This is a genomic window from Ensifer sp. WSM1721 (assembly GCF_000513895.2).
GTDB lineage: Bacteria > Pseudomonadota > Alphaproteobacteria > Rhizobiales > Rhizobiaceae > Sinorhizobium.
In genome coordinates this window covers 2,803,959-2,820,419 of record NZ_CP165782.1, presented here as the reverse complement: position 1 = coordinate 2,820,419, position 16,461 = coordinate 2,803,959, and the positions used below count along the sequence as shown (strand labels likewise).

Below are 16,461 nucleotides of genomic sequence, written 5' to 3'. Positions count from 1 at the left end.
GGTTGCCGCACCGGTCGGGCTTTTCCCTCACGGCGTGAGGAGCACTGTCGCGGCGGCGGATAAAGCTCCGCCTTCGAAGGAGGGAGTGCCTGCGGCTCACGGCCAGCGGCATCAGGTGCACTAAGGTCGCTATGGCACTTTGAAGTGCTGCATGGTCTTTTGAATCGGCTCCGATTCGAGAAACCATGTGAGTAAGGGGTGGCGTGCCAGCGATCGCCCCGGCATCGAAGACAACGTCCGCAACCCAGCCTGGCTGGTGCGGGCCAGGAGGGGGACTTGTGAGCGAGATTGTCTTTATCGCCAAGGAATCGGATCCGAACGAGGGGCGCGTTGCCGGCTCCGTCGAAAGCGTCAAGAAGCTGAAATCGTTGGGTTTCGACGTGGTCGTGGAAACCGGTGCGGGTTTGCGTTCGCGCATGCTCGATGCCGAGTATGAGAAGGCCGGCGCCCGGATCGGCACGGCCGCCGACGCCAAGGGCGCCGACGTCATCCTCAAGGTCCGCCGACCGACGGAAGCGGAGATCGCCGGCTACAGATCCGGCGCGATCGTCATCGCCATCATGGATCCCTACGGCAACGAGGAGGCGATCGCCGCCATGGCCGGTGCGGGGCTCACCGCCTTCGCGATGGAACTGATGCCGCGCATCACCCGCGCCCAGTCGATGGACGTGCTCTCATCCCAAGCGAACCTCGCCGGTTACCAGGCTGTGATCGATGCGGCCCACGAATATGACCGGGCCCTACCGATGATGATGACGGCGGCCGGCACCGTGCCGGCGGCCAAAGTCTTCATCATGGGCGCCGGCGTCGCCGGATTGCAGGCGATCGCGACAGCACGACGCCTGGGGGCCATGGTGTCGGCCACCGACGTTCGCCCGGCGGCAAAAGAGCAGGTCGCCTCGCTGGGCGCCAAGTTCATCGCCGTCGAGGACGAGGAGTTCAAGGCGGCCGAGACCGCCGGCGGCTACGCCAAGGAAATGTCGAGGGACTATCAGACGAAGCAGGCCGCGCTCGTCGCCGAGCACATCGCCAAGCAGGACATCGTCATCACCACGGCGCTGATTCCCGGCCGCCCGGCGCCGCGCCTCGTCACCCACGAGATGCTTCATTCCATGAAGCCCGGCTCGGTCGTTGTCGATCTCGCCGTCGAGCGCGGCGGCAATGTCGAAGGCGCGGAGGCCGGCAAGGTCACGGAGGTCGGCGGCGTCAAGGTCGTCGGACACTTGAACGTGCCGGGCCGCATCGCCGCCTCTGCCTCACTGCTCTACGCCAAGAACCTCGTCACCTTCCTGGAGACGATGGTTTCCAAGGAGACGAAGACGCTCAAGCTCGACATGGAAGACGAGCTCGTCAAGGCGACGGCGCTGACGCACGGCGGGGCGGTAGTGCACCCGGCCTTCGGCGGCGCGAATCGGGGGGAGAAGTAAATGGCGAACGAACTTCTGGACAAGGCACTGACCGATCTCGAAAGGGCGGTCGAGGCGGTTCGGACGGCGGCCGAATACGTGCCGGACGCGGCCGGAGCGGTGGCGCATGGCGCAACCGGCGGCGCGATCGATCCTTTCGTCTTTCGCCTGGCGATTTTCGTGCTGGCGATCTTCGTCGGCTATTACGTCGTCTGGTCGGTGACGCCGGCGCTGCACACGCCGCTGATGGCGGTCACCAACGCGATCTCCTCGGTGATCGTCGTCGGCGCGCTTTTGGCGGTCGGCATCTCTGCTTCGGGGCTCGCCACCGGCTTCGGCTTCGTCGCGCTGGTGCTCGCTTCGGTGAACATCTTCGGCGGCTTCCTCGTCACCCAGCGCATGCTCGCCATGTACAAGAAGAAAGACAAGTGAGGTCGGCCGATGAACGCTAATTTCGCAGCCTTCCTCTATCTCGTCTCCGGCGTGCTCTTCATCATGGCCCTTAGAGGCCTGTCGCATCCGACCACCAGCCGGAGGGGCAATGCCTATGGCATGACCGGCATGGCCATCGCCATCGTTACGACGCTTCTCCTGGCGCAGCCCTCGGTCGGCGGCTTCCTCTTGATCGTGCTTGGCCTTGCTGTTGGCGGCGGCGGCGGCGCCTATATCGCCAAGCGCATCCCGATGACGGCGATGCCGCAGCTCGTCGCCGGCTTCCACTCGCTCGTCGGTCTGGCCGCGGTGCTGGTCGCCGCCGGCGCGCTCTATGCGCCGTCCTCATTCGGCATCGGCGAGGTCGGCTCGATCCATGCCCAGGCGCTCGTCGAGATGGCGCTCGGCGTGTCGATCGGCGCGATCACCTTCACCGGTTCGGTTATCGCCTTCCTGAAGCTCGACGGTCGCATGTCCGGCAAACCGATCCTGCTGCCCTATCGCCATCTGATCAATCTGACGCTCGGAGCCCTTATCGTCTTCTTCATCATCGGGCTGGCGCTGACGGAGAGCCATTTCAATTTCTGGGCGATCGTGCTCCTGTCGCTAGCGCTCGGCGTCCTGATCATCATCCCGATCGGCGGCGCCGACATGCCGGTGGTGGTGTCGATGCTCAACTCCTATTCCGGCTGGGCGGCCGCCGGTATCGGCTTCACGCTCGGCAACCTAGCGCTGATCATCACCGGGGCGCTGGTCGGCTCCTCGGGTGCGATCCTCTCCTACATCATGTGCAAGGGAATGAACCGGTCCTTCATCTCGGTCATTCTCGGCGGTTTCGGCGGCGAGACGGCGATCGCCGGCGGCGACGGCGGCGTGCAGAAGACCGTAAAGCAGGGCTCGGCCGACGATGCCGCGTTCCTGATGCAGAACGCCTCGAAGGTGATCATCGTGCCCGGCTATGGCATGGCGGTGGCACAGGCACAGCATGCGCTTCGGGAAATGGGTGACAAGCTCAAGGAGGCGGGCGTCGAGGTCAAATACGCCATCCATCCGGTCGCCGGCCGCATGCCGGGGCACATGAACGTGCTCTTGGCGGAAGCGAACGTGCCCTATGACGAGGTGTTCGAGCTCGAGGACATCAACTCGGAATTCGCCCAGGCGGACGTCGCCTATGTCATCGGTGCCAACGACGTCACCAATCCGGCGGCGCGCGACGACAAGACCTCGCCGATCTACGGCATGCCGATCCTCGACGTCGACAAGGCCAAGACCTGCCTGTTCGTCAAGCGCTCGCTCGGCTCCGGCTATGCCGGCATCGACAACACGCTGTTCTACAAGGACGGCACGATGATGCTGCTCGGAGACGCCAAGAAGGTCACCGAGGAGATCGTCAAGGCGATCAACCACTGAGGACATTTTTGCTACCGAGCTGAATGCCCGCCTCGTACAGCGCCGTGCGTCTTTTCAGACGCACAAAGGACGCTGTAGCATTTTGAATTGCTGCATGTTTTTGTCCTTGAATCGGGTACGATTCAAGGAAACATGCAGTAAGGCGGGCATTTACCTTATTGGCGGACGAACAGTGTCGGGTCCAATTCGGTCACGCGCTCAGCCGGGGTGCACGTCCGGATCCCAGGTGAAGAGTTCCTTGGCTTTAGCGACGCCGCGAAGCGCGAAGCGCCCGAGCGACACGGCATCGGCGCGATGCGCGGCCGGCGAGGCACCAATGAATTCCGAAGACATGATGACGTGACGTTCCATCGAGCGACACATCGAGACGATGCGGCTCACCTCGTTGACGGCGGGTCCGACCACGGTGAAATCGAGTCGGCTCTGGCTGCCGATGTTTCCGTAGAAAACCTCGCCGATATGTAGCCCGAGATAGACGTCGGTGGTTGGCTTTCCTTTCTCGAGCCGTCGCGTGTTCAATTCGGCGAGCATGATGCGCAGTTGCCGCTCGGCAGCGATCGCCGCGCTGCAGGCGTCGGCCGGCTTGCAGCCGTTGAAGATGGCGAGGACACCATCGCCGATCAGCTTCAGCACACTGCCGCCGTGCTCCTCGATCGCTCTGATCACCGTGCCGGTATAGTCGTTGAGGAACGGAATGACCTCCTCCGGCGCGACACTCTCGGCGATGCGCGTGTAATTGCGCAGATCGGAGAACCACATGACCGCCTCGATGCGCTCGGCCGCCCCCCTTTCGATGCTGCCCTCGACGACCCGTCGGCCGGCATCATGGCCGAGATAAACGTCTGCGAGGGTGCCGATGATGCGCACGCATGAGGCGGCCTTGACGGCGAGCGCAAGCGTCGGCAACAGCGTTCGGAGCGCGTAGAAGTCCTCGTCGTTGAAGCCTCCACGTCTTTTCGTCGTCCAGTAAGAATAGAAGCAATCCATCTGTCCGACGCGGCCGCGGTCGGTGAAGTGATGGATGAAGCCGACGCAGTCGGTGTGCCCCTCGGCCTTCAGCTTGTCGAGCATGGTGAAGGGGATATGCGGCTCCTGCGCAAGGCGGACGCGGCGTTCGGTTTCGTTTTCCTGGAGCATGTGGAAGAAGATCGAGCGCTGCCAGTTCTCCTGGGCCTCGCCGCCGCTCGTCGATCCGTAGTGCACGACATCCGGCACTTCATCGCTTTCGCTGTTCCACTGGAAGGCGCGGCCTTCGAATTCCGGGTGGAGCGTGTCGATCAGTCCTAGGGCGCGATCGATGTGGATACCTGCTGCGCGGCACTGATCGCAGAAACCTGCGAGGAGGTCCTGTTCCTTGAGGCCGCGAATTCCCTCCTCCGACATCCACAGAACGATGTTGCGGATTACCTGATCCTTCATCCGAGTTCCCGTTGAGCTGCAGCGCCGGTTCCACCAACGACCGATAGCACAGTGGCGCGCCTTGCCTCGGCGCGCAAGTCGCCCGGTCCTCATGTCGAGGAACAATAGGTTTGCAGCGGGGGAGGGTGAAAGGCCCCGGGGGGCCTTTCCGCTATTTACGTGGTCAACCTGCCGGCGCCAGAACCAGATGATCGATACCGAGTGCGACGTTCAGACCTTCCTGAACCTGGATATTGACCGGCTGCAGCATGAAGGCCTTGTTCGTGCCGCCGGCAATGACCTTTGCTCCACCGCCGACGGCAAAGCTCGCATCGGCGCCAACACCGACATATTCGCCAGCCAGGGCATATTCGGTCAACGGCGTGCCGGTTTTCGCCAGCACATCCCAAATCATGACGGTTTTGCCGGTGGCGCCGATATCGATGCCGATTTTGGTGATCTTGCCGGCATAGACGGCTCCGGGCGAACCATCGGCCGGCCTGAAGGTGCACATGAGGTTCTTGGTGGAGGTGACGATGAGCCCGGTGCCGCCTTCAGAGCCGCAGGTGAGGCGGCCAAGCGTCACGTAGCTTTGGGCAGAGGCAGTTCCGGAAAGGGCCGCAAGGGTGACTGCCGCAATGAAGGTTCGTTTGAACATCGCTCAGATCTCCGTGTTGAAGGCCATGGTCTAACCGATCGAGCGTGGGATGGTTCCGTAGCCCTGATCTACAGCGCCGTGCGTCTTTCAGACGCACAAAGGACGCTGTAGCGCTTTGAGTTGCTGCATGTCTTTGTCCTTAAAGGCTACGATTTAAGGAAACATGCAGTAGCGAAGACTGAGACAAATGTCGGATCGCCGAAACGAAAACGCCCGCGGCAGCTGCCGCGGGCGTCCGAAATCGAATGGGGCGTGGCGTCAGGAGGTCGCCTTGACGCGGGAAAGGCCCGCGCGCGCCGGCTCGTATTTGGGATCGAGCGAAAGCGCGTGCGAATAGGACTTCGAAGCCTTGGCCCTGTCGCCGCGGCGCTCGTAGACCAGCGCCTGGTTTGCCCAGGACTCGGCCAGCTTGCCGTTGAGATTGATAGCCGTGTTGAAATCCGAGAAGGCGTTGTCATCGTCGCCCTGGGCCACATAGGAAATGCCGCGGCCGTTATAGGGTTCGGGCGAGCTTGGCGACAGCGAAATCGCCTTCGAGAAATCCTCGATCGCCTCTCCGTGCTGGTTGCGCGCCTGATAGATCAGGCCGCGATTGTGATAGGCGCGGGGATCGGTCGTGTCGAGCTCGATCGCCTTGTTGAAGTCGTTGAAAGCGGCATCGAGCTGGCCCGCCTGCCGATAGAGATTGCCGCGACCGATATAGGCGACGTCGTAGGTCGGACTGATCTGCAGCGCCGCGTTGTAATCGGCGAGAGCGGCTTGCTGGTTGCCCATGTTGCGCTGGACAAGCGCGCGGTTGGCATAGGCCTGGAAGAAGCGCGGGTTCAGTCGGATCGCCTCGTCGAAATCGGCGAGCGCGCGGCGGAATTCCCCGGCGCGTCCGTAAGCCGAGCCGCGCACGTTGTAGCCTTCGGGATCGCTCGGATTGGACGCGATCACGCTCGAGAGGGAGGCGATGTTCTCTTCCGAGCCTTGGGCCCGTTCGACGCGAAACATCGATTCGGAATTGTCGGTCTGGCAGCCTGCAAGAAACAGGGCAGAGCCGAGCATGAGAAAGGCGGCAAGCTTCGGCTTGCGCTGGTGGCGGCGGTTCGCCTCTTGGATGGTGTGACCGGAGACGTCCGCAGTCATGGCAGCAAGTGTCAAAGTCGATCCCTCAATGCGACAAGGTCCCGAAAGCCAATGGCTTTCCGTTCATGGAGACCAGCGAAGGCGCGGGGCTCCACCCGGGCATCAGCGCCTCCGGCGATCCGGCCGGCGCTCCCGTTCGAGCGGCTGACCGTCGAACTCACACGGTCACGCTAGACCGACGACGGACAGGGTGTCCATATCGAAAAAAAAGCGGCGGCGATACCTCGCCCCCGCCATTTACATTGGAAAGCGTCGAAAAAACGACAATCAGCGGGCCAGAAGGCCTTCACGCTGTGCACGCTTGCGAGCCAGCTTGCGGACGCGGCGGACAGCTTCAGCCTTTTCGCGCGCACGCTTCTGGGACGGCTTTTCGTAGAAGTCACGCATCTTCATTTCGCGGAAAATGCCTTCGCGCTGCATCTTCTTCTTGAGAGCGCGGAGCGCCTGGTCGACATTGTTATCGCGGACAAGTACCTGCACGTGAATCCCGTTCCTTTGTTCGAGTTGTAAAGCCTCACCATCAGGTTTGGGGAGGCAATAAATCTGCGTTCGCTGAGCTGAAAGCTCTACGATTAAAGGAGCGGATACCAGATCAGGGGCCGAAAGTCCAGCGGCGAGATCGTAGCTCTCGGGAAAAATGCGCCACAGCCGGGGCGAAAAAAGGCAAGCCGCGCGCTCGCACACTTGTCGCACTTAGTCGGCCATGTCGCAAGTCCGCGCAAGTCCGCCGGATCGCGTCGCAAAAGAAACGTTGCGTGGCCCTCGGATTTGCGATTTCTAACGCCAACAGAACATCTATCGGGGTTCATGGAGTAGCAGGCGGATGCGCAAATATTCTGTTTTTGCCGTGGCGCGCGAGGCGCTGCGCGGCCACAAGGGCTGGGGGCCGCACTGGGCCTCGCCGGAGCCGCGCAAGCAATATGATGTGATCATCATCGGCGGCGGCGGCCATGGCCTCGGCGCCGCCTATTATCTCGCGAAGGAGCACGGCATCACCAATGTCGCCGTGCTCGAAAAGGGCTGGATCGGCGGCGGCAATACCGGCCGCAACACGACGATCATCCGGTCCAACTATCTCTATGAAGAGAGCATGGACATCTACGAGCATTCACTGAAGCTCTGGGAAAACCTGTCGCTGGACCTGAACTACAACGTCATGTATTCGCCGCGCGGCGTCATGATGCTGTCGCACAACATCCACGACCAGCAGTCGTTCAAGCGGCACATCAACGCCAACCGGCTCTACGGCATCGACAACGAATGGCTGACACCGGAAGAGGCGAAGGCTTACTGCTCGCCGCTCGACATCTCCAAAACCGCCCGCTACCCGATCAACGGTGCAGCACTTCAGCGCCGCGGCGGCACGGCGCGCCATGATGCGGTCGCCTGGGGTTATGCGCGCGCCGCCTCCGACCGCGGCGTCCACATCATCCAGAACTGCGAAGTGACCGGCATTCGCCGCGACGAAACCGGCCGTGTGACCGGCGTCGACACCAATCGCGGCTTCATCGGTGCGAAGAAAGTCGGCATTTCCGCCGCCGGTCACACGTCCACCCTGATGCAGATGGCAGACGTGCGCGTGCCGCTGCAGAGCCAGCCGCTGCAGGCGCTCGTCTCCGAGCCCTTGAAGCCGATCTTCCCCTGCGTCGTGATGTCGAACTCGGTGCACGCCTATATCTCGCAGTCCGACAAGGGCGAATTCGTCATCGGCGCCGGTACCGACCAGTACAATTCCTATTCGCAGACCGGCGGCCTTCAGATCATCACCCATACGCTTGACGCGATCTGCGAGCTCTTCCCGATGTTCCGCCGCGTCAAGATGATGCGGCAATGGGGCGGCATCGTCGACGTCACACAGGACCGTTCGCCGATCCAAGGCGTGACACCCGTGCCCGGGCTCTATCTCAATGCCGGTTGGGGAACGGGCGGCTTCAAGGCGACTCCCGGCTCGGCCAATCTCTTTGCCTATCTCATCGCACGCGGGGAGCCGCATAGGCTCGCTGCGGGGCTGACGCTCGAGCGCTTCCGCACCGGGCGGCTCATCGACGAGGCGGCCGCCGCCGCCGTTGCGCATTGATGCGAGGACTTTCCAGATGCTTCTGATTTACTGCCCCTATTGCGAGGAAGAGCGCTCCGAGCTCGAGTTCCGCAACGGCGGCGATGCTCACATCGCCCGTCCGACCAATATCGCCGAGATCAGCGACGAAGAATTCGAGGCCTATTTCTTCCTGCGCGACAATCCGAAGGGCGTGATTTACGAAAGATGGCGGCATATCCATGGCTGCGGCCGCTTCTTCAACGCGGCGCGTGACACCGTCAGCGACCGGTTCATCACCACCTACAAGGCCGGCGAGCCGAAGCCAGACCTCGACGTCGAGCCGAAGACGCCTGAGACGGTCGAAACCTACGAGGCCCTGGAAGGAGCCGCGCAATGACTGGGGTCAATCGTATTTCGGGTGCCGGGCGCCTGACGCCCGCGCGCACCGCCCGCTTCACCTTTGACGGCCGGACGCTGACGGCGCTCGAAGGCGATACGGTCGCCTCGGCGCTGATTGCCAACGACATCCATCTCGTCGGCCGTTCGTTCAAGTATCACCGTCCGCGCGGCATTCTGTCCGCCGGCGCCGAGGAGCCGAATGCGTTGCTCGACGTCTCGCGCGATGCGGCCCGCCGGCAGCCGAACGTGCGGGCCACCGTCCAGGAGGTCTTCGACGGCATGAAGGTGTCGTCGCAGAACCGCTGGCCCTCGCTCGCCTTCGATGTCGGTGGGTTCAACGATCTCCTGTCACCTTTCTTCGCGGCCGGTTTCTACTACAAGACCTTCATGTGGCCGAAGGCCGCGTGGCACAAGCTCTACGAACCCTTCATCCGCCGCGCCGCCGGCCTTGGCGTTGCGCCGACGGAGCCCGATCCGGATCATTATGCGAGCCGTTACGTCCATTGCGACGTGCTGGTGATCGGCGCTGGCGTCGCCGGTCTCGCGGCCGCGCTTGCGGCGGCGAAGGCCGGCGCGAAGGTGATCCTGTGCGACGAACAGCCGGAGGTCGGCGGGGCGCTGCATTACGACAGCGGCACCGTCATCGACGGCAAGCCCGGTTACGACTGGGCGCAGGCGACGGGCCGGGCGCTTGCCGCCATGGGCAATGTGACGCTGCTCACCCGCACGACGGCATTCGGCTACTACAATCACAATTTCGTCGGCCTCGTGGAGCGCGTGACGGATCATCTCGCCGCCGTCGACAAGACGCTACCGCGAGAGCGGCTCTGGCAGGTGCGCGCGAAGAAGGTCATCCTCGCCAATGGCGCCATCGAACGCCACATGGTGTTCGCCAACAACGACCGGCCCGGGATCATGCTGGCCTCGGCGGCCCGCACCTATCTCAATCACTTCGGTGTCGCTGTCGGCAAGAAAGTCGGCGTCTATACAGCGCATGATTCGGCCTACGAGGCGGCCTTCGACCTCAAGAGAGCCGGCGTTGCCGTGGCAGCGATCGTCGATTGCCGCGAGAAGCCGGGCGAAGCGGTGCTCTCTCAGGCGCGTGATCTCGGCATAGAGGTGCTGACCGGTCATTCGGTCGTCAACACCACCGGCAAGCTCCGGATTGCCTCGATCAATGTCGCCCGCAATGGCGGCGGCACTTCTCGCAAGATCGCCGTCGATGCGCTGCTCGTCTCGGCGGGCTGGACGCCATCGGTGCACCTCTTCTCGCAGTCGCGCGGCAAGGTGAAGTTCGACGCCGCAACCGAGCGCTTCCTGCCCGGCATCTATGCCCAGGAGTGCCTCTCCGTCGGCGCCTGCAATGGCACCGACGATCTGCAGGCGACGATCGATGAGGCGCTTGCCGCCGGCGAACTGGCGGCTCGTGCCGCCGGTGCCGAAGGCGGCGCACAGGTTGCTCTCACCGGCCGGAACGCTTTCGAATGGACGGGCGGCATGCATGGAGCGGCCGAAGGCGCGGGGGCGGACACGACCGTGAAGGCCTTCATTGATTTCCAGCACGACGTCTGCGCCAAGGACATCCGCCTGGCGGTGCGCGAGGGAATGCACTCGATCGAGCACATCAAGCGGTTCACCACCAACGGCATGGCCTCCGACCAGGGCAAGCTTTCCAACATGCATGGTCTCGCGATCGCGGCGGAAGCGCTCGGCAAGGAAATCCCGGCAGTGGGTCTCACGACCTTCCGCCAGCCCTATACGCCGGTGACCTTCGGCGCGATCGTCAATCACTCGCGTGGCAGCCTCTTCGATCCGGCGCGTAAGACGCCGATCCATGCCTGGGAGGAGGCGCATGGCGCCGAGTTCGAGGATGTCGGCAACTGGAAGCGCGCCTGGTTCTATCCGAAGGCAGGCGAAAACATGCACGAGGCGGTCGCGCGCGAGTGCAAGACGGTCCGCGAGGTGGCCGGCGTCTTCGATGCGTCGACGCTCGGCAAGATCGAGGTGGTCGGCCCCGACGCTGCCAAGTTCCTGAACCTCATGTATACGAACGCCTGGGACAACCTGAAGCCCGGCCGCTGCCGCTACGGAATCATGCTGCGCGACGACGGCTTCATCTACGATGACGGCGTCGTCGGCCGTCTTGCGGAGGACCGCTTCCATGTTACGACCACGACGGGCGGTGCGCCGCGCGTCCTGCACCACATGGAAGACTATCTCCAGACGGAGTTCCCGCATCTGAAAGTCTGGCTCACCTCGACGACCGAGCAATGGGCGGTCATCGCGGTGCAGGGGCCGAAGGCGCGCGAGATCATCGCGCCGCTCGCCGCGGGCATCGATTTTTCCAACGAGGCCTTCCCACATATGAGCGTCGCCGAAGGAAAGATCTGCGGCGTGCCGACCCGGCTCTTCCGCATGTCCTTCACCGGCGAGCTTGGCTTCGAGGTCAACGTCCCGGCGGACTACGGCCAGGCGGTATGGGAGGCGATCTGGGCGCGGGCCGAGCCCATGGGCGCCTGCGCCTACGGCACCGAGACCATGCACGTGCTGCGCGCCGAGAAGGGCTACATCATCGTCGGCCAGGACACGGACGGCACCGTGACTCCGGACGATGCCGGGCTTTCCTGGGCGGTCTCGAAGAAGAAGCCGGACTTCGTCGGTATCCGCGGCCTGAAGCGGCCCGATCTTGTCAAGGACGGCCGCAAGCAGCTCGTCGGGCTCCTCACCAAGGATCCGAAGGTTGTATTGGAGGAAGGCGCGCAGATCGTTGCAGACCCGAACCAGCCGAAACCGATGACCATGCTCGGCCATGTGACTTCGTCCTACTGGTCGCCAAATTGTGGTCGATCGATCGCGCTCGCCGTGGTCGCCGGCGGACGGGCGCGCCTCGGTGAGACGCTCTACGTGCCGATGGCCGATCGGACGATCGCCGTCGAGGTAAGCGACATGGTGTTCTTTGACAAGGAAGGAGGTCGCCTCCATGGCTGACCAGGCAATCGCACCCCGCAAAGCTCCGCTCGCCGGCCGCCGTGGCGGCTCGCCCGCGGCGCTCCTCACGCCCGCGGAGCCGGCCTCGCGGATATCGCTGCGCGCCGCGGCTGACGCGGTTTCCGGTCTGTCGGCCGCGCTCGGCGTTACCCTGCCCGTGCGCCCGAAGACGTCCGCTTCGACCGGCCGACGCCATGCGCTCTGGCTCGGTCCAGACGAGTGGCTGGTGATTGACGAGGACGGCGCCGACCTGATGGCTGCGGCCGCATCGAGCGGGACCGTGCACTCGGCCGTCGACGTCTCTCATCGCAACACCGCCGTCATCGTCAGCGGACCGGGCGCGGAAGTGGCGATCAACAGCGGCTGCCCGCAGGACCTGTCGCTTGCCCTCTTCCCTGTGGGCGCATGCTCGCGCACAATCTTGGGCAAGGCGGAGATCATTCTCCTCCGCACCGCGGAGGACACGTTCCGCGTCGAGTGCTGGCGGTCCTTCTCGCCCTTTGTTTTCGGTCTGTTGTCCGAAGGAGCCGAAGACGCGGGACATTGAGAGAAGCGCCACCTCAATCGAGAAGGCGGCGGAGTGATCCGCCGCTCTTTACGATCTTGTTCGATCGGCCATAAATCGCGACGTGATCATAGGTTGGAGTGGAACGCGAGCGGGGCGGAAAAACCGCACACGCTCATCCCGCCCTCGTTTGCGACCGCTACGCGCGGACCGTTCGTCTACAGCGCCGTGCGTCTTTTCAGACGCACAAAGAACGCTGTAGCACTTTGAATTGCTGCATGTTTTTGTCCTTAAATCGGCTACGATTTAAGGACACATGCGGTAGGTTCAGGTGTTTATCCGCCATCCTTGCCACGCGACCCACCGGCCATGGAAGTCCGCGCGGCCGATCACTTGCTTTTCGCCGCCCGGCCATATTTGCAACGACAGTGCCGCACCGGGCACCTGCCCGTCGGCTTCCATCTGCAATCGAGCGATGGGTGCCTCTTCCGTCGCAGCCTTGCCCGCGGCGGCAATCAGGGCCTCACCTTCTCTCCGTGCCGATTCCGGCAGGTATTGCCAGGCGATCGAGTGATAGACGACGTGGGTGGCGCCGGAAAAAACGCGGATCAGCCGCTTCTTCAGCCAATCGATCGCGTCGGCGCGCTCGACCAGGTCCCGTTGACCTGCCGCGACATCGAGTGCTTTCCTGGTTCGATCAAGTCGGTCGAACTGGTCTGCCCAGATATAGGAGAGAAGCCGTAGTCGATCGTCGTCGCTCGCCAGGTCGAGCGGATGCAGGTCGCAGCCGGCGCGCTCTGTGATTTCGGCGGGTTGAAGGGGAGGGGTTTCCCCAGACCAGTCCGGAGCGATAAGCACCGCGGCGGTTTCGTCGCCCCAATGATCATTGCCAAGAACGTAGTGGTAGCGGTCCCAGTGCAGGTTCAGACCGGCGCTGGCGCCGACCTCGGAGAGAACCAGCGGTTTTCCGAGAAGCTGTGCAACCGTGAGGAAACCCGGAAGCAGGGCGCCGGAGCGCCGCACCTCGTTGGTCTGCGGCGCGGAGGCGAGACGATCGTGGATGAAGTCGGCTTCCTGCCGGAGTGCCCGCCCGACCGCCTGCCAGAGGGTTTCGTCGTCGACGCGATTCGGCGGATAACTTGCTTTGAGGCCGTCGTCGCGACCGGAGAGCACCAGCGCATGCAGTGCGCCGGCGAGGCGCAGCGCGACGGAATCGCCACTCGACGTCGGGTCGCCGGGCCAGCGGAGAATCCAGCTGCCGACGGGCGAGCCTGCATCCAACCGGTCGGCGACGAGACGGCAGAGCCGGGCGGTGAAGGGCGAGCCCAGATCGTTGCAGGCTTTCGCCTGGTCGCGGAAGGCGTCGCGAACGCGCGTCTCGATAACCGCCTCCTCAGGCATCCGCCGGCCGATCCTTGGGGTCGAACTGGATGATCGTCTGCCAGGTCGCCGTCAGCGCCGGCTTTCTTTCGCCCTCGATCTCCACCGTGACGTCATAGGTGATCATCAGCATGCCGGCGCCGCGGAAGCGGGCATCGGCCATGGTGAAGCGGCCGCGCACGCGTGCGCCGCTCTTGACCGGCGCCACGAAGCGCACCTTGTCGAAGCCGTAATTGATGCCCATCGTCTGCTCGCGGATCTTCGGCAGGCAATTATAGTTCATTGCCGAGAGCAGCGAGAGCGACAGGAAGCCGTGCGCAATGGTCCCGCCGAAGGGCGTCTCGGCCGCGGCGCGCACCGGGTCGGTGTGGATGAACTGAAAATCGCCGGTCGCCTCGGCAAAGCTGTCGATAGTCTTTTGCGTCACGGTGATCCAGTCGGAGACACCAAGCTCTTTGCCGATCAGCTCCTTGATATCGGAAAGCGAAATTTCGTGCGGCATTTGATTGTCCTGAAGAAGGCCTCCCGACCGATCTATAGGCCGGTAGGGCGGGGCCTAGCAAGCGGTTGTAAGACTTTAGAAAACCTCGACAAAGAAAGTGACCGAACGGGCGGGAGCAAAGACCGGAGGTGCCGCGTCCGATAGTGCGTCGCACCATTCGCCGTCGAGACTCGCCGGCAGCCGGAAGGGATGCGGTGCGTGGCTGCGATTGAGGACGATGGCGAGCCGCGTCGGTCGCTTCTGCTTGCGGTCTTCGGTCGCCAGCACCATGACGAGGTTGTCGGTCGCGGGGTGTTCCCAGTCCTCGACCGTCATCGGATGACCGTCGAGGCGCAGCCAGGCAACGTCGCCCATGCCGGTGAAGAAACGAGTGTCGGCAAAGACGCCGAAACGCCGGCGCATGGCAGAAAGCCGCGCGGTGTGCTCTATCAGCTTCGTGTCGAGTTTGCCCCAATCGAGCCAAGTGACGGCGTTGTCCTGCGCATAGGCATTGTTGTTGCCGCGCTGGCTGCGCCCGCCTTCATCGCCGGCCGTCAGCATGATCGTGCCGCGTGAGGCAAAAAGGGTGCCGAGGAGAGCCATGGCATCGTGCTGCCGGGCCGCGGCGATTTCTGGATCGTCGATCGGGCCTTCGGCGCCATTGTTCCACGAGTAGTTCTCGTCGTGTCCGTCGCGATTGCCTTCGCCGTTCGCCTCGTTGTGCTTGCGGGCATAGGAGACGAGATCCGCCAGTGTGAATCCGTCATGGGCGGCGACGAAATTGACGCTGCGGGTCGCGGTTTCCCCCCAGCGCGAAAAAGAATCCGAGGAGCCGGCGAGCGCGCTCGCAAGCGCGCCGATCGCATGTCGGTCGCCGCGCCAGTAGCGGCGAATATCATCGCGGGCCCGGTCGTTCCATTCGAGGAAGGGCTTGGGGAAATTGCCGAGTTGATAGCCGCCGGGGCCCGTGTCCCAGGGCTCGGCGATGAGGACACGATCGCTGAGCACCGGATCGGCGGCGATGGCCGCGAAAAGGGCGGCGTCGCAGTGGAAGCCGTTCATGTCGCGGCCGAGGATCGAGGCGAGATCGAAGCGGAAGCCGTCGACGCCGGCGGCAAGCACGAAATGGCGCAGGCTGTCGAGGATCAGCCTCTGAACGACCAAATGGTCGCAGGCAATCGTGTTGCCGCAGCCGGTGTCGTTGATGAGTTCACCGGGCCGGTCCGCCGCGTGGCGATAATAGGTGAGGTTGTCGAGGCCGCGCATCGAAAGCGTCGTGCCGAGCCGGTCGCTTTCGCCGGAATGGTTGAAGACCAGATCCAGGATGACGCCGATACCTGCCTTGTGCAGCGCATCCACGGTCTTGCGAAGTTCCTTGCAGCCGCCGGGTACTAGCCGCGGATCGAGCGCCATCGGCGCGATCGGATTGTAGCCCCAGCCGTTGTGAAGGCCGAGCGGCGGCAGGTGCCGCTCGTCGATCCAGGCGACGATCGGCATGAGTTCGACCGCCGAGACGCCGAGACGCTTGAGATGATCGAGGACGACCGGCTCGGCGAGAGCCGCCAACGTGCCGCGTTTCTTTTTCGGAATATCCGGGTGGAGAATCGTGAACGGCTTGATGGCGACTTCATAGATCAGCCCGCCGGGCTCAAAAAGCGGCGGCGTTCTCTTCACCGTTTTCGCCTGGGTCACGATCGCCTTTGGCACCAGGTCGGCCGTCTCCTCGCCGAAGACCGTCAGCCGAGGGTCGTGACGAAAGGGGCGGTCGAGCTCCGTCGCGTAGGGGTCGACCAGCAGCTTCGAGGGATCGAACCATAGGCCATGTTCGGGCGAGTAGATGCCGTCGGCGCGCAGGCCGTAGCGGGTGCCGACGGCTATGTCGGCGAGGGTAAGGCTATGGACATCGCCCTCGCGCAGCATCGGCAGGCGGCGCAGTTCCTTTGTGCCCGCCTTGTCGAAGAGGCAAAGGTCGATGCGCGCGGCATTGTGCGACCAGACAGCAAAGCGCGTTCCGTCGGGCGTCCGGGTCACGCCGAGAGGTGGGATTCCGGTCGGCGGCATGAAGCGCCCCTTCTGATGGTTGAAGTCAGTATCCGCTCACCCCCCTCTGCCCTGCCGGGCATCTCCCCCACAAGTGGGGAGATTGGATGTGGCCCGCCCGGTGCCTATTGCGAGGCTCCGCATCGTAAGGCTCCTGTTGGAGCGATGGGATCGCCGCGAGTCGATCTCCCCCCT

Annotated in this window: 14 protein-coding genes; 7 read left to right on the top strand and 7 right to left on the bottom strand. The window is 63.6% G+C overall.

Annotated features, from left to right (window positions below; genetic code table 11):
* The first annotated feature begins 278 nt into the window (after window positions 1-278).
* The 3 genes from M728_RS13755 to M728_RS13745 are packed head-to-tail and all read left to right on the top strand — an operon-like array spanning window position 279 to window position 3,248.
* Window positions 279-1,427, top strand: a complete 1,149-nt coding sequence (locus M728_RS13755; RefSeq protein WP_026620724.1) for a Re/Si-specific NAD(P)(+) transhydrogenase subunit alpha — start codon at window positions 279-281, stop codon at window positions 1,425-1,427.
* The gene (locus M728_RS13750; RefSeq protein WP_012709410.1) at window positions 1,428-1,838 is read left to right on the top strand and encodes an NAD(P) transhydrogenase subunit alpha; all 411 of its coding nucleotides are present in this window, start codon (window positions 1,428-1,430) and stop codon (window positions 1,836-1,838) included.
* Window positions 1,839-1,847: 9 nt separating this feature from the next.
* Window positions 1,848-3,248: an NAD(P)(+) transhydrogenase (Re/Si-specific) subunit beta gene (locus M728_RS13745; protein ID WP_026620725.1), complete on the top strand. Its 1,401-nt coding sequence runs from the start codon at window positions 1,848-1,850 to the stop codon at window positions 3,246-3,248.
* 198 nt (window positions 3,249-3,446) lie between these two features.
* Here M728_RS13745 and M728_RS13740 read toward each other — a convergent pair whose 3' ends face one another.
* The 4 genes from M728_RS13740 to rpsU all read right to left on the bottom strand — a co-directional run bounded on the left by M728_RS13740 (window position 3,447) and on the right by rpsU (window position 6,915).
* Entirely contained in the window at window positions 3,447-4,667 is a 1,221-nt protein-coding gene (locus M728_RS13740) for an adenylate/guanylate cyclase domain-containing protein (protein ID WP_026620726.1), read from the bottom strand.
* 163 nt (window positions 4,668-4,830) lie between these two features.
* Window positions 4,831-5,304, bottom strand: coding sequence for a DUF992 domain-containing protein (locus M728_RS13735; protein ID WP_026620727.1), 474 nt, complete (start codon window positions 5,302-5,304; stop codon window positions 4,831-4,833).
* Between the two features lie 258 nt (window positions 5,305-5,562).
* Window positions 5,563-6,450, bottom strand: a complete 888-nt coding sequence (locus M728_RS13730; protein ID WP_034883593.1) for a tetratricopeptide repeat protein — start codon at window positions 6,448-6,450, stop codon at window positions 5,563-5,565.
* A 252-nt stretch (window positions 6,451-6,702) separates the two neighbouring features.
* On the bottom strand, window positions 6,703-6,915 hold the full coding sequence (gene rpsU, locus M728_RS13725; protein WP_012709405.1) for a 30S ribosomal protein S21: 213 nt from the start codon (window positions 6,913-6,915) through the stop codon (window positions 6,703-6,705).
* Window positions 6,916-7,258: 343 nt separating this feature from the next.
* Here rpsU and M728_RS13720 point away from each other — a divergent pair, with 343 nt between their 5' ends.
* From M728_RS13720 to soxG, 4 genes are read left to right on the top strand one after another with little or no spacing between them, the layout of a single operon-like run.
* The gene (locus M728_RS13720) at window positions 7,259-8,512 is read left to right on the top strand and encodes a sarcosine oxidase subunit beta family protein (RefSeq protein WP_026620729.1); all 1,254 of its coding nucleotides are present in this window, start codon (window positions 7,259-7,261) and stop codon (window positions 8,510-8,512) included.
* A 16-nt stretch (window positions 8,513-8,528) separates the two neighbouring features.
* Window positions 8,529-8,870 (top strand): sarcosine oxidase subunit delta, encoded by a 342-nt coding sequence (locus M728_RS13715; RefSeq protein WP_026616203.1) that lies wholly within the window; start codon window positions 8,529-8,531, stop codon window positions 8,868-8,870.
* Window positions 8,867-11,860: a sarcosine oxidase subunit alpha gene (locus M728_RS13710; RefSeq protein WP_026620730.1), complete on the top strand. Its 2,994-nt coding sequence runs from the start codon at window positions 8,867-8,869 to the stop codon at window positions 11,858-11,860. Before M728_RS13715 ends, M728_RS13710 begins: the two co-directional genes overlap by 4 nt.
* On the top strand, window positions 11,853-12,407 hold the full coding sequence (gene soxG / locus M728_RS13705) for a sarcosine oxidase subunit gamma family protein (protein ID WP_026620731.1): 555 nt from the start codon (window positions 11,853-11,855) through the stop codon (window positions 12,405-12,407). Before M728_RS13710 ends, soxG begins: the two co-directional genes overlap by 8 nt.
* 285 nt (window positions 12,408-12,692) lie before the next feature.
* On the opposite strand, the gene M728_RS13700 is transcribed toward soxG, so the two are convergent.
* From M728_RS13700 to glgX, 3 genes are all read right to left on the bottom strand, one after another.
* Window positions 12,693-13,766 carry a DUF2332 domain-containing protein gene (locus M728_RS13700; RefSeq protein WP_026620732.1) on the bottom strand — a complete coding sequence of 358 codons (1,074 nt, stop codon included), beginning with the start codon at window positions 13,764-13,766 and terminating at the stop codon, window positions 12,693-12,695.
* Window positions 13,759-14,247, bottom strand: coding sequence for a MaoC family dehydratase (locus tag M728_RS13695; protein WP_026620733.1), 489 nt, complete (start codon window positions 14,245-14,247; stop codon window positions 13,759-13,761). Before M728_RS13695 ends, M728_RS13700 begins: the two co-directional genes overlap by 8 nt.
* Window positions 14,248-14,322: 75 nt before the next feature.
* Window positions 14,323-16,287: a glycogen debranching protein GlgX gene (glgX, locus tag M728_RS13690; RefSeq protein ID WP_026620734.1), complete on the bottom strand. Its 1,965-nt coding sequence runs from the start codon at window positions 16,285-16,287 to the stop codon at window positions 14,323-14,325.
* Window positions 16,288-16,461 lie beyond the last annotated feature (174 nt).

Coding starts and splice junctions, on each gene's coding strand:
- M728_RS13715 (WP_026616203.1), top strand. CDS start 8,529: ATGCTTCTGATTTACTGCCCCTATTGCGAGGAAGAGCGCTCCGAGCTC.
- M728_RS13740 (WP_026620726.1), bottom strand. CDS start 4,667: ATGAAGGATCAGGTAATCCGCAACATCGTTCTGTGGATGTCGGAGGAG.
- M728_RS13735 (WP_026620727.1), bottom strand. CDS start 5,304: ATGTTCAAACGAACCTTCATTGCGGCAGTCACCCTTGCGGCCCTTTCC.
- M728_RS13750 (WP_012709410.1), top strand. CDS start 1,428: ATGGCGAACGAACTTCTGGACAAGGCACTGACCGATCTCGAAAGGGCG.
- glgX (WP_026620734.1), bottom strand. CDS start 16,287: ATGCCGCCGACCGGAATCCCACCTCTCGGCGTGACCCGGACGCCCGAC.
- M728_RS13695 (WP_026620733.1), bottom strand. CDS start 14,247: ATGCCGCACGAAATTTCGCTTTCCGATATCAAGGAGCTGATCGGCAAA.
- M728_RS13710 (WP_026620730.1), top strand. CDS start 8,867: ATGACTGGGGTCAATCGTATTTCGGGTGCCGGGCGCCTGACGCCCGCG.
- M728_RS13745 (WP_026620725.1), top strand. CDS start 1,848: ATGAACGCTAATTTCGCAGCCTTCCTCTATCTCGTCTCCGGCGTGCTC.
- soxG (WP_026620731.1), top strand. CDS start 11,853: ATGGCTGACCAGGCAATCGCACCCCGCAAAGCTCCGCTCGCCGGCCGC.
- M728_RS13720 (WP_026620729.1), top strand. CDS start 7,259: ATGCGCAAATATTCTGTTTTTGCCGTGGCGCGCGAGGCGCTGCGCGGC.
- M728_RS13700 (WP_026620732.1), bottom strand. CDS start 13,766: ATGCCTGAGGAGGCGGTTATCGAGACGCGCGTTCGCGACGCCTTCCGC.